This window comes from Bacteroides sp. HF-162 (assembly GCF_015679285.1).
In the GTDB taxonomy this organism is placed as follows: domain Bacteria; phylum Bacteroidota; class Bacteroidia; order Bacteroidales; family Bacteroidaceae; genus Bacteroides; species Bacteroides uniformis.
Genome location: NZ_CP064937.1, coordinates 3,770,277 through 3,783,602, shown reverse-complemented (window position 1 = coordinate 3,783,602; position 13,326 = coordinate 3,770,277). Strand labels below are relative to the sequence as shown.

The following is a 13,326-nucleotide window of genomic DNA, read 5'->3' as shown; positions in this document are numbered from 1 at the left end:
TATATATAATATGGTATATTCTTGGTTAATATATGTTGTTTGTTCATTTGCAAAACTTGTTGTATCTTTGCAACCGGATTTAAAATGTATGATGCCGTGAATAACGGTCGTGTATTCTAGAACACCACGTAAAAAACAGGAGTATGAAACAAAAAGTATCTGTACCTTTTATGTTGCTGGGCATTCTGTTCAATGTATGCTTGATTGCAGCCAATCTTCTTGAGACTAAAGTTATCCAGTTTTTGGGTATTACCGTAACAGCCGGATTGCTGGTCTTTCCTGTTTCTTATATTATCAACGATTGCATTGCCGAGGTTTGGGGCTTTCGTAAAGCTCGTCTGATAATCTGGAGCGGTTTTGCCATGAACTTTTTTGTGGTAATGCTGGGACTGATAGCCGTGGCATTGCCTGCCGCCCCTTTCTGGGATGGTGCCGCGCATTTCAATTTTGTCTTTGGAATGGCTCCCCGTATTGTCATAGCTAGTCTGACGGCATTCTTGGTGGGCTCTTTTCTGAATGCCTACGTAATGAGCCGCATGAAACTGGCAAGCAACGGGCGTAATTTCTCCGCACGTGCCATTTGGTCGACGGTGGTTGGTGAGACGGCAGACTCGTTGATTTTCTTTCCGGTGGCGTTCGGAGGAATCATTGCATGGCGGGAGTTGCTGGTGATGATGTGTATCCAGATTCTGCTGAAGTCCATGTACGAGGTATTGATACTGCCTGTGACTATCCGTGTGGTAAAAGCTATTAAGCGGATAGACGGTAGTGATGTCTATGATGAAGGCATCTCCTATAAAGTATGGAAAATAGGCGATATTTAAAGCCCCTTACCCGTAGTGAGGGGAAATCAGTTATTATGTCAAACAAATAATAAGCAATGCCCTCTCTGTTTCCCTCCCTACGGGGGAGGGAAACAGAGAGGCTTTTAACAAGATGAATAGGGACACTGCTTTGGTGGTATTCAGTGGCGGGCAGGACTCGACCACTTGCCTCTTTTGGGCAAAACGTGAATTTAAGAAGGTGTATGCGCTGAGTTTTCTGTATGGACAGAAGCATCAGAAGGAAGTGGACTTGGCGAGGGCCATTGCCCGTAAGGCAGGTGTGGAGTTCGAAGTAATGGATGTTTCCTTTATCGGCCGGCTGGGACATAACTCATTGACAGATGCCGGCATGGAGATGGACCAGGAGAAGCCGGCAGACAGCTTTCCGAATACTTTTGTGCCGGGACGCAATCTGTTTTTCCTGAGTATAGCCGCCGTCTACGCCCGCGAGCGGGGAATTAATCATATTGTGACGGGGGTGTCGCAGACCGATTTCAGCGGTTATCCCGATTGCCGGGATGCTTTCATCAAGTCGCTTAACGTGACGCTGAACCTGGCTATGGACGAGCAATTCGTACTGCACACACCACTGATGTGGATTGACAAAGCGGAGATCTGGGCACTGGCAGACGAGCTTGGAGTGCTCGAACTTATACGCCACGAAACGCTGACTTGTTATAACGGTATCCCGGGAGATGGTTGTGGACACTGCCCGGCATGCACGTTGCGCAGAGAAGGATTGGAAAAGTTTTTGGCTTCTACTAAATGAGGCACACTTGTATCACTAAAAATATATGGCTATGACAGAATTGAAAGACCAACTTTCCCTTTTGGGGAGAAAGACAGCATACCGTCAGGACTATGCTCCCGAAGTATTAGAGGCATTTGATAACAAGCATCCCGGCAATGACTACTGGGTGCGTTTCAACTGCCCCGAATTCACCAGTCTTTGTCCCATCACGGGACAACCGGACTTTGCGGAAATCCGTATTTGCTATATCCCCGATGTCAAGATGGTGGAGAGCAAGAGCCTGAAGCTCTATCTGTTCAGCTTCCGCAATCACGGAGCTTTCCACGAAGATTGCGTGAACATCATAATGAAAGACCTCATTCATTTGATGAATCCTAAGTATATCGAGGTGACTGGTATCTTTACCCCGCGTGGCGGCATCTCCATTTATCCGTATGCCAATTACGGACGTCCCGGCACGAAGTTCGAGCAGATGGCGGAGCATCGTTTGATGAACCGTGAATAAGATGCTGTATCTGATGGCTCCTATAAATAGAAGGGGGCTGTTAGGACAGGTAATTTTTGCATCACTATATTCTATATCCTTGTCTACTGACCTTTAGTTTCTTGTTTGCTAATTTTTATTCGTCCGACGGCTGTTTAATTATCGTCCAACAGCTGTCGGACGATAATTAAACAGCCGTCGGACGATAATGTAACAACTGTCGGACGAATAGTTTTTAGTAAATGAGAAGTTAGTCTGTCTTTATTCATCGGCTAATATAAGGCTTCTCTATCATTAGTTTTGCTACATCTTTATTTTCTCTTTTACGATTATCCGCATAAATGCCGCTGACGAATAAGAAATTGTTTTGATTTTATTATTTAAGAGATTTCCTCAGCACCTTCCGAGCTCGTTTTCGGTTTTTTTATCTGTTTTATTATTGATAATACCTATCAATGGTGATTGCATGGTATGATATATACGATAAATCCACTCCATATAATTACCTACAATAAGCGATTGCACAGCTGGATGTTAATAATGACCTTTGTACCGGTTTACTAACAACATTATAATTATTATAAAATTGAAAGCATATACATTTAAATTCTCGCTGCTGTTTCTCCTTCTGTTGGCTTCTCTGTCTGTACATGCGCAGAGGAGAGGAGGGATGATTTCTGGTAGAATCATTTCTACGGAAAAAGAAACGGTGGATTTTGCGACTGTTTATCTGAAAGGGACGAGTTATGGAGGAACCACGAATCAGGAAGGCCTCTATCACATCAAGGCGCCTGCCGGCGACTATACGTTGGTGGTGTCTACCGTAGGTTATACAAAGGTGGAGAAAAAGGTGAAGCTGGTCAATGATGAGCGGATGAAGCTGAACATAACCATCGCTCCTGAAACGCAACAGCTGGACGAGGTGACTATCGTTTCTACCGGAGTGAGCCGGGTGAAGAGGTCGGCATTCAATGCTGTGGCAGTCGATACAAAGGAACTCCAGAACACCACGAAGAATCTGAGCGATGCCTTGACCAAGGCTCCGGGCATGAAACTCCGTGAGTCGGGTGGGGTAGGTTCGGATATGCAGTTGATGCTGGACGGTTTTAGCGGAAAGCACGTCAAGGTGTTCATTGACGGTGTGCCGCAGGAAGGTGTGGGAAGCTCCTTCAGCTTGAACAATATTCCGGTGAGCTTTGCCGACCGTATAGAGGTATATAAAGGTGTAGTTCCCGTGGGCTTCGGTACGGATGCCATTGGCGGTGTCATCAATATTGTTACCAACAAGAAACGCCGGAACTGGTTTCTGGATGCTTCTTATTCTTACGGCTCGTTCAATACCCACCGCTCATACGTTAACTTCGGACAGACTTTCAAGAACGGTTTCAGCTATGAAATCAATGCCTTTCAAAACTACTCGGACAACGATTATTATGTAGATGCGCCGGTAAAGGATTTTGAGACGGGCAGTTTCAACGAAAGTGAGAAGGTGCGCGTGAAGCGTTTCAATGATACTTACCACAACGAAGCCATTGTGGCCAAAGCGGGTATTGTGGACAAAAGTTGGGCAGACCGGCTGATGTTCGGTTTCACCTATTCGCACATGTACAAGGACATACAGACCGGTGTACGCCAGAAGACAGTCTTCGGGGAAAAGCACCGCTTTGGCCATTCACTGATGCCTTCGATGGAATACAGCAAACGCAACCTGATAATCAAGGGGCTGGATATGGTGCTGACAGCCAACTACAATCGCAATGCCACTACGAATGTGGATACTGCCCGCTACGAATACAACTGGCTTGGTGAGAAACATCCGCTGAACAGCCCCGGCGAACAGTCCCGCCAGTATTCCCGTGCCGATAATGACAATTGGAACGGTACATTGACCTTGAATTACCGCATTGCCAGGGTCCACATGCTGACTTTCAATCATGTGTTGAGTGCATTCCAGCGTGATAATACTTCACTGTTGGCGGTGGAAGAACAGACGGATGCCATTGCCAAGCAGACCCGCAAGAATATCTCCGGTTTGTCATACCGCCTGATGCCTTCCGAAAAGTGGAACTTCTCGGCATTCGGCAAATACTACCGCCAGTATGTGGCAGGACCTATGGCCGAGGATGATACCGGTAGTAATTATGTACGCACCAGCCGTACGGTAGACTCTTGGGGATATGGTGCTGCCGGAACCTACTTCATCCTGCCCGGCTTGCAGGCGAAGCTCTCTTATGAAAAAGCTTACCGCCTGCCCACTATCGAAGAGATGTTTGGTGACGAAGACCTGGAGAGTGGAGACATCGGCATCCGTCCCGAGAAAAGTGACAACATCAACTTGAACCTGAGTTATTCCCGGAGTTTTGGAAAACATTCCGTCTACGTGGAAGGCGGTGTGGTATACCGCAATACGAAGGATTATATCCAGCGCAATATCCAGGACTTGAGCGGAGGAAAAGAAGGGGCCACTTATACCAACTACGGCAAGGTGCTGACGAAGGGATACAATGTATCGGCACGCTATGGCTTCGGACGCTGGCTGAGTGTGGGCGGCAACTTCACGCAGATGAATGTGCGTGACAATGAGAAGATGCAAATCGGCAGTACCGGCAACTCTGTGGAAAATCTCGGTTACAAGGCACGCATTCCCAATGTGCCCTATCAGTTTGCTGATTTTGACGTAAACTTCTATTGGCGCGACCTCTGGAAGAAAGGGAATATGCTGTCCGTGACTTACGACAACCAGTACATGCACAGCTTCTCCTACTATTCGCAGGCCATCGGTAGCAAGAACAAGGATTTCATGGTACCCGACCAGTTCTCCCATAACCTGACATTGAGCTATAGTCTGAAGAATGGCCGCTATAATATCTCGTTTGAATGCCGCAACTTCACGAACGAGGATTTGTACGACAATTTCAGTCTTCAGAAAGCCGGGCGTGCGTTCTATGGCAAGGTACGTGTACATTTTGGTGATTAATAAATATAATGGTTTTAATAGGTGTAATTAATAAGAAGAACAAATGAAGAAGAATTATCTTTTGTCCGGCCTCTTGGCAATGGCAATGACCGGAATGGCTTTAATTTCTTGTACAGACACAGACGAACCGGGTTCCGGCTCCGGTTCCGGTTCCGGTTCAAAGGGTAACTATGTGATAGCTGCCACGGCTACAGTTTCAGGTAGCTCCGTTCCTGTCCTGCTGACAGCCGAGTCACTGGAAAGCGGTGAAATTACTGCTGCCGGCAATGGCCTTGTGAACGATGGGGCTACTTACTGGGTGTTCTACGGAAACAAATATCTGTATGCCTTGAATTATCACCAGGGAAATGCAGGCACTACCCAGTCGTTCATTATGAATACAAACGGTGAACTGGAAAAACGTAGCCAGGAGTATAACGTCAATCGTTTCACTACCTACGGCTATTATGACCAATTTATAATGACGACTTCTACCGGCGACGGCCCTACGGAACTGAATGATGCAAATGGATATACTCCCCAATCTTTTTTGATTTCCTATCTGGATGTCGAGAAACAGACTTATACAAAGAACTCGGTAACAAAGGATACTCCATTTCTTGCCGAAAATTTCCTTGAAAATGGTGAATACGTAACACTGGCCGGTATAGAACAAGTGGGCAGTAAGGTTTATGCAGCAGCCATTCCCATGGGGCTTAGCCAGTATGGTTGCATGCAGAAGAATGAAGACGGTAGTTACAAGTGGGTGCTTTCCGGTAATGAGGATTTAATAAAGACAGAATCCGGCGGGCAGGGTAGCGGTGCCTATGAGAAGGACGAATTGCAATGGACCCAGTATCCTAATGAATGCCATATCGCTATCTTTGGTGATCAGACACTGAATTCTCATAAGGTCATCACTACAGACAAAATCAGTTATGCTGCCGGACGCATGAAGTCACAGTACTACCAGATGAACTGGCTTGCCGACGACGGCTATGTATATGTATTTTCTCCGAGCTATGCCAAGACCATGAGTGATTCGCGTCAGCAGACTACATTGCCTGCTGGAGTTGTACGCATCGATACCAAAGCAGAGGAATTTGATGCCGCCTATTACTATAATCTTGAAGAGAAAGCCAATGGCGCCTCTTTCTTGCGCACTTGGTATATTTCAGGTAATTATTTCCTGTTGCTGATGTATGATAAGGCAATTACGGCATCAGACAAGGTTGCCAACCAACTTGCCGTCTTCAATGCCTCCACCGGAGCTTTGACTTATGTGAACGGCCTTCCAAGCGATGTCTCCGGCTTTGGTAATACCCCGTACATGGAAAATGGCAACGCATATGTGGCAGTCACTACCTCTTCCGGCTATCCTGCCATCTATAAGGTAGACCCTGCCAATGCAACAGCTACCAAGGGTCTGGTTGTCAATGCAACCCAACTGAACGGTGTAGGTAAACTGGAATAAAGCTCCTATGAAGAAAGTTTTTCGTAAAATACATTTATGGCTTTCAGTCCCCTTCGGGCTACTGATTACCCTTATCTGTTTTTCCGGAGCCATGCTGGTATTCGAGACGGAGGTGATGGAGCTCTGCCGCCGCGACCTCTACTATGTGGAGAAAGTCGGGCCGGCATCGCTTCCCATGGGCAAGGTGGCCGAAAAAGTGGCCGCTACTCTGCCGGATAGTGTTTTTGTGACGGGTGTCACAGCCTCGTCTGCTCCGGAGCGTGCCTGGCAGGTGAACCTTTCCAAACCTCGTCGTGCTTCCGTCTATGTAGACCAGTATACGGGTGAGATAAAGGGCAAGTATGAACGTGCGCCGTTTTTCACGACCATGTTCCGCCTGCATCGCTGGTTGCTGGACAGCATGAAGCCCGATGGAGGCATCTTCTGGGGAAAAATGATTGTGGGCACTGCCACGCTGATGTTTGTCTTTGTCCTGATATCGGGCATTGTCATCTGGTGGCCCCGTACAAAAAAGGCTTTGAAGAACAGTTTGAAGATTGTTTCCGGTAAGGGTTGGTGTCGGTTCTGCTATGACCTGCATGTGGCAGGCGGTATGTACACGCTGGTTCTTCTGTTGGTAATGGCGCTTACGGGACTGTCATGGTCTTTCTCCTGGTACCGCACCGGCTTCTACAAAGTTTTCGGAGTGGAAACCACGCAAGGGGGTGGAGGACATGGTGCTTCGGCACAAACTGCTGCCCAGGGAGGAGAACGGGCTCAAGGCCGGTCTGGTGGCAGACCAGGAGGTGAGCATCGTGAAAGAAATTCTTTCTCTCCTTTTACAAGCTGGCAGAAGGTTTACGAAGAACTGAAGGAACTCAATCCTGATTATAAACAGATTACCGTGTCCAAAGGCTCTGCTACGGTTTCTTTCAATCGGTTGGGCAACCAGCGTGCTGCCGACCGCTATACGTTCAATCCCCGTAGCGGTGAAATCACCGGGGCTACCTTATATAAGGATGCCGACGCTTCAGGAAAAATCCGTGGCTGGATATTCTCCGTTCATGTAGGCAGTTGGGGAGGGCTGACCACCCGTATATTGAGTTTTCTTGCCGCTTTGGTAGGGGCCAGCTTGCCGCTGACGGGCTATTATCTTTGGATTCGCAGATTGGTTCGGAAAGGCAGTAGGAAAGCGAACATGCAATTAAAGAAAGTTGCTTAGAAAAAGCAGGCAATTTTATAAAAGGATGAAGATGTCCGCAAGATGCGCAGGCGTGCGTGTTTTGTGGGCGTTTTTTTATAAATACTTTTGGGCGGAGATTTCATTTATCCGCATTTCCTTCTCTTCTATCCGGATGCATCCTTCGCTTGCCAGCTCCGATAAGGCACGTGCTAGCGAGGGACGAGCCACTCCCAGTATTTGTGCCACTTCCTGCTGGTTGAGTATCGTGCCATGCATGCGTAGATAGTTCAGTATGCGCGATTTTAGGCTTTGCAGGGCAAAGGCATTCAGCTTTTTGGAGAGAAACAGAGTTCTGTCCGATACCAGTTGCAGAAAGTTGCGCATCACAGTGGGGTGTCGATGCAGGAATTCCAGGAAGACATTCTTGTTTATGATGAGTATCTCACATTTCTCTTTTGCTTCGATATTTACCGGGAAGCGGTTTTCGGAGGCAAAGACAAAAGCCGGGGCAAGTAGTTGCGGGGCTTTCAGCGTTTCTATGGTGAGTTGCTTTCCCTCTGCACTGACCATTTGGGTACGCACACTGCCGCAGCACAATATGAATAGAGAACGGTATGCTTCTCCCTGCATGGCAATAAAGTCAGCAGGTTTGTATTGCCTGCGTGCATGTTCGGGTGCCAGGATGAGGGATAATAATTCTTCTTCTGTTATGCCTTGAAAAGGAGGCATTTTCAATAATGTATGGATTTCCATTCTCTTTTTTACTTTTTTGTGATTCGATGTAACATTCGTGACAGTTTTCGCGTTGTAGAACTCTCATCTTTGCACAAAGATAATGCAAACCGAAAGTAATAGAAAATAAGCTTGCTTATTTTTATTGCTGAGGTGCCGCTTATCTTATGGAAAGATGATGTAAACTTTTAAATGAATAAGAATATGGAACCGAACATGTTTTGTTATCAATGTCAGGAGACAGCCAAAGGAACCGGCTGTATACTGAAAGGTGTATGTGGAAAAGAAAGTCATACGGCTCAAGCTATGGACTTGTTGCTGTTTGTGGTTAGAGGTGTCTCTGTCGTTGCCGATGTTTTGCGCAAGGCAGATTGTCCGGTCTCCGAAGAAGTGAATATCTTTGTGACGGATGCTCTGTTCTGCACTATTACGAATGCAAATTTCGATGATGAAAGCATTTTGAAGCGGGTAGATAAAGGAATCACCATGCGTAATGGATTGATTCAAGAGGCCAAGCATAACAAAGTGCTCTTACCCAAAGTAGATGAACTGACTTGGCAGGGAACGCGTGATGACTATGCCGGAAAAGCGAAGACAGTAGGTGTTCTGCGTGAACAGAATGAAGACCTCCGCTCGTTGAAAGAATTGCTTGTCTATGGCTTGAAAGGTATGGCTGCCTATCTGGAGCATGCCATGCGTCTGGGATTCAATGATGATACGGTTCATGTTTTCATGCAACGCGCACTGGCTACCATTGCAGTTGAGTCTCTATCGGCAGAGGAGTGGGTGAAGCTGGTTCTCGAAGCTGGTGAGTTTGGAGTAAAGACAATGGCTCTATTGGATGCAGCCAATACTGGTACTTACGGTAATCCTGAAATTACAAAGGTAAATATCGGTGTGAAGAACCGTCCGGGAATTTTGATTAGCGGCCATGACTTGAAGGATATGGAAGAATTATTGAAACAGACTGAAGGCACAGGAATAGATGTCTATACACATGGTGAAATGTTACCTGCTCACTATTACCCGGCTTTCAAGAAATATTCCCATTTTGTAGGCAATTATGGCAATGCCTGGTGGAAACAGCGCGAAGAATTCACTTCCTTCAACGGACCGATTCTGTTTACCACCAATTGCATCGTTCCTCCTCTGGCAAATGCTGTGTATAAAGAACGTATGTTTACCACCAACTCTACCGGCTATCCGGGTTGCAAGTACATTGATAAGGATGCTGAAGGTAGGAAAGACTTTTCTGAAATCATAGAGATTGCCAAACAATGCCAGCCTCCGGTGGAGATAGAGCATGGAGAAATTATCGGCGGTTTTGCCCATAACCAGGTGCTGCAACTGGCAGACAAGGTGGTAGATGCCGTGAAGACCGGGGCCATACGCCGCTTTATCGTAATGGCAGGTTGTGACGGACGTATGAAGAGCCGTGACTACTACACGGAATTTGCCAAAGCCTTGCCGCAAGATACCGTTATCCTGACCGCAGGTTGTGCCAAATACCGCTATAATAAACTTGGTTTGGGAGACATCAACGGCATTCCCCGTGTATTGGATGCCGGGCAGTGCAATGACAGCTATTCACTGGCGGTAATAGCCATGAAGCTGAAAGAAGTATTCCAGCTGAACGACATTAATGAACTTCCCATAGTCTACAACATAGCGTGGTACGAACAGAAAGCAGTTATTGTATTATTGGCATTATTGAGCCTCGGTGTGAAGGATATTCACTTAGGACCTACATTGCCCGCTTTCCTTTCTCCAAATGTCGTCAAGGTACTGGTTGATATGTTCCATATTGCAGGTATTGGTAGTGTGGAAGATGATTTGAAGAAATTCGGATTGTAAATAAGATGATGGGGTGATATCCTGCTATCACCCCATCATCTTATCCTCTTATCACATTATTTATCGCTTCCTCCGTTCCGCAGAACGGCCCGTGCGATTGTAGCTTTATGGTACACATGGCGGCGGCAAAGCATCCGGCTTCTCGATAAGACGCGCCTTTGTCGCGCATATACAGATATCCTACCATATAGGTGTCTCCGCATCCCGTTGCATCTGTAATCTGCAGGGCAGGGTAGGCGGGTATTTCGTGGAATTCTCCTTGGGCATAAATCAGCGAACCTTTATCTCCCAGGGTCAGCAGCACTTCCTTCACGCCCCAGTCTGCAATCAGCAATGCAGCTTCGTGCGGTTCACTGCATCCGGTCAGCACTTCCATTTCAGCTTCGTTGGCTTTCAGGATATGGATATACTTCAATGCTTCTTTCTTTTCCGGCCAGTCTACGGCCAGCACCTTTTCATTCTCCACCTTGCGGAGAAATCCTTGCACGTCTACCGAGAGGAGTCCCTTGCCGGACAAGAACTTGATGACCTCCAAAGAGAAGTCGTCGGCAAGCAGACTGCCCAAGTGGATAATCCGTGCATCGGTATCTTTCAAACCTTCCACGGTGAAAGGGTCTGCTTTTGCCGTGACACGTTGTGTACGTTCGTTTTGATTTTCTCCATAAATATTCTCGAAACAGACGGAATGTGTGCTGTGCAAGGCTTTGACGGAAATACCTTCTTTCCGAATGTCTTCCACAATGCCCATGTCAGTATCAGCCAAAGCTGTTACCAATAGAAAATCGTTAGCATTCAAGTGCTTGATGGCATGTGCGAAGTAGAAGGAGGTGCCTCCCGGCATATATATGGTATTTTTAGGGGTTACGACTTTATCTTGGGTAATATAACCGATGCAACATAGACTGTGTGTGTTCATTTCTTTGTTGGCTTTTTATTTCTTTATTGTATTGATTCCGTAAATTGGGCGCGAAGATAGTGATTTAATAACAATTCGACTATATTTGCAGCTGTAAATGTAGCTTCATTGAATATGAATTCATTAAAAACGAAAAGAGTACGTATGATAGTTGGCATTATAGTGGGTATTGTGGCTGTTGCGGTCATAGCGGGATTCGTTTTTGTCAATCAGCCGAGTTTCGGGAGGGCTCCTCAAGGAGAACGGTTGGAGAGGATAAAGAAGTCGCCTCATTACAAAGACGGAGAATTCCGGAATCTGCACAGTACGGTGATGATGACTTCCCAAAAGGGACGTTTGGGAGCTTTCTGGGGATTCTTATTTAAGAAAGAAACCGATTTGCGTCCTGAAACGGAGATTCCGGTTATAAAGACGGACCTCAGCAAGATAAGCAAGGACGAGAATGTATTGGTATGGTTCGGACATTCATCCTATTTTATCCAGGTAGACGGAAAGCGTATACTGGTAGACCCCGTATTTTGTGTGGCTTCTCCGGTTTCGTTTGTAAACAAGCCGTTCAAAGGAGCGGATGCCTACAAGCCTGCCGATATGCCGGAGATTGACTATCTGGTGATATCACATGACCATTGGGACCATCTGGATTATGAGACGGTGATGCAGCTGAAAAACCGGGTAGGCAAGGTGGTCTGTCCTTTGGGGGTAGGCGAACATTTCGAGTATTGGGGATTTGACAAATCATCCCTGGTTGAGCTAGATTGGTTTGAAGATACTGTACTGGATAAGGGATTTCTGCTTCATTGCTTGCCCGCCCGGCATTTTTCGGGCCGCTCGTTGAAGGCAAATCAGGCATTATGGGCTTCTTTCCTTATCGAAACCCCTTCGCAGAAGATTTATATGGGTGGTGATAGCGGATATGACACGCATTTTGCCGAAATAGGCAAGCAATATCCCGGCATTGACCTTGCCATATTGGAGAATGGGCAGTATAACGAAGATTGGAAATATATCCATACCATGCCCCAATATTTGGGGCAAGCGGCCAGGGACTTGAATGCGGAAAAGATTCTGACTGTTCATCATTCCAAATATGCTTTGGCTAGACACCGCTGGGACGAACCGCTGAAAAATGCCATGAATCTGAAAGAGAAAGACTCATTGAACGTGTTGATGCCTATTATAGGGGAAGTGGTCCGGTTAAAATAATGAGTGATATTGATTATAATACACCTGGCAACACGGCTATTGACGAGTTATTAACGGAAATATATATCCCTATCGAAAATAAAAGTAAGATAATATGTTAGAATTACCCGAAGTTATCACCTTGAGCAAACAAGTGAACAACGCCTTGAGCGGTAAAACAATCACGCAGGTATTTAATGCCACCAAACCGCATAAGTTTACGTTCTATAACGGTGAACCGTCGGAGTATGGTAAACTGCTCGTAGGCAAAACCATCCTTTCATCCGAAGGATATGGCATGTTTGTCAATTTCAATCTTTCGGATAATGTGATCATGAACATAGGCGACGGAGTCAGTGTCCGTTATTATAGTGCGGGAGATGAGATTCCTGCCAATTACCAGTTGTTGCTGACGTTTAATGATGATTCATTCCTTGTCTTCACGGTTGCAATGTATGGTTTTATCAATGTTTATTCTGATAGCTATATCGACAATAAGTACTATAAATTGAGTCGGGAAAGCATTTCGCCGTTGAGCGATAAATACACCGAAGCGGAATTTGAGAAACTCGTTGCCGAAGCAAAGAAGACCCTCTCTGCTAAAGCTCTATTGGCAACCAATCAGCATATTCCCGGTGTCGGTAATGGCGTAACGCAGGATATTCTGTTCAATGCACGGATAAATCCCAAACAGAAAGTGCTACTTCTGTCGGATAATCAGAAAGAAGTTCTTTTTAATGCTCTAAAAAAAACATTGGTGGATATGACTTCCGAGGGCGGACGCGATACGCAAACAGATCTTTATGGCAACGCCGGAGGTTACAAAACCATTCTTTCTGCCAAAACATGGAAGAATCCTTGTCTCCGTTGTGGCAGTACCATCATAAAAGAGGCTTATATGGGTGGTTCGGTATATTATTGCCCGACGTGTCAACAGATAAAAGAATAAATGTCCACATTCTGTTAATATCGTGTCTACACGATATTAACA

At 46.1% G+C, this 13,326-nt stretch carries 11 protein-coding genes; 9 read left to right on the top strand and 2 right to left on the bottom strand.

The features are described from left to right. Positions 1–143 precede the first annotated feature (143 nt). The 6 genes from ITJ87_RS15985 (at position 144) to ITJ87_RS15960 (ending at position 7,690) form a co-directional block, all read left to right on the top strand. Positions 144–824, top strand: a complete 681-nt coding sequence (locus ITJ87_RS15985; protein ID WP_117965328.1) for a queuosine precursor transporter — start codon at positions 144–146, stop codon at positions 822–824. Positions 825–936: 112 nt separating this feature from the next. Next, a complete protein-coding gene (gene queC, locus ITJ87_RS15980; protein ID WP_117965326.1) occupies positions 937–1,593 on the top strand; it encodes a 7-cyano-7-deazaguanine synthase QueC in 657 nt (218 codons plus the stop codon). Between the two features lie 31 nt (positions 1,594–1,624). Continuing rightward, positions 1,625–2,080, top strand: coding sequence for a preQ(1) synthase (queF, locus tag ITJ87_RS15975; RefSeq protein ID WP_117965416.1), 456 nt, complete (start codon positions 1,625–1,627; stop codon positions 2,078–2,080). Between the two features lie 649 nt (positions 2,081–2,729). Further along, positions 2,730–5,036 carry a TonB-dependent receptor gene (locus ITJ87_RS15970; RefSeq protein WP_229135088.1) on the top strand — a complete coding sequence of 769 codons (2,307 nt, stop codon included), beginning with the start codon at positions 2,730–2,732 and terminating at the stop codon, positions 5,034–5,036. A gap of 43 nt (positions 5,037–5,079) precedes the next feature. Continuing rightward, positions 5,080–6,489: a DUF4374 domain-containing protein gene (locus ITJ87_RS15965; RefSeq protein WP_117965324.1), complete on the top strand. Its 1,410-nt coding sequence runs from the start codon at positions 5,080–5,082 to the stop codon at positions 6,487–6,489. 7 nt (positions 6,490–6,496) lie between these two features. Continuing rightward, entirely contained in the window at positions 6,497–7,690 is a 1,194-nt protein-coding gene (locus ITJ87_RS15960) for a PepSY domain-containing protein (protein WP_117600343.1), read from the top strand. Positions 7,691–7,765: 75 nt separating this feature from the next. Here ITJ87_RS15960 and ITJ87_RS15955 read toward each other — a convergent pair whose 3' ends face one another. Continuing rightward, a complete protein-coding gene (locus tag ITJ87_RS15955) occupies positions 7,766–8,404 on the bottom strand; it encodes a Crp/Fnr family transcriptional regulator (protein WP_117600342.1) in 639 nt (212 codons plus the stop codon). Between the two features lie 183 nt (positions 8,405–8,587). Here ITJ87_RS15955 and hcp point away from each other — a divergent pair, with 183 nt between their 5' ends. Further along, positions 8,588–10,237, top strand: a complete 1,650-nt coding sequence (gene hcp / locus ITJ87_RS15950) for a hydroxylamine reductase (protein WP_117600414.1) — start codon at positions 8,588–8,590, stop codon at positions 10,235–10,237. 40 nt (positions 10,238–10,277) lie between these two features. Here the strand turns inward: hcp and ITJ87_RS15945 are convergent, their stop codons facing one another. Then, positions 10,278–11,153 (bottom strand): PfkB family carbohydrate kinase, encoded by an 876-nt coding sequence (locus ITJ87_RS15945; RefSeq protein ID WP_061412187.1) that lies wholly within the window; start codon positions 11,151–11,153, stop codon positions 10,278–10,280. A 144-nt stretch (positions 11,154–11,297) separates the two neighbouring features. Between ITJ87_RS15945 and ITJ87_RS15940 the strand changes: the two genes are divergently transcribed. Together ITJ87_RS15940 and ITJ87_RS15935 are read left to right on the top strand one after the other, a co-directional pair. Next, positions 11,298–12,356, top strand: coding sequence for an MBL fold metallo-hydrolase (locus tag ITJ87_RS15940; protein ID WP_117600413.1), 1,059 nt, complete (start codon positions 11,298–11,300; stop codon positions 12,354–12,356). Positions 12,357–12,450: 94 nt separating this feature from the next. Then, complete coding sequence (locus ITJ87_RS15935; protein ID WP_117600341.1) at positions 12,451–13,284, top strand: DNA-formamidopyrimidine glycosylase family protein; 834 nt, start codon at positions 12,451–12,453, stop codon at positions 13,282–13,284. Positions 13,285–13,326: the final 42 nt, after the last annotated feature.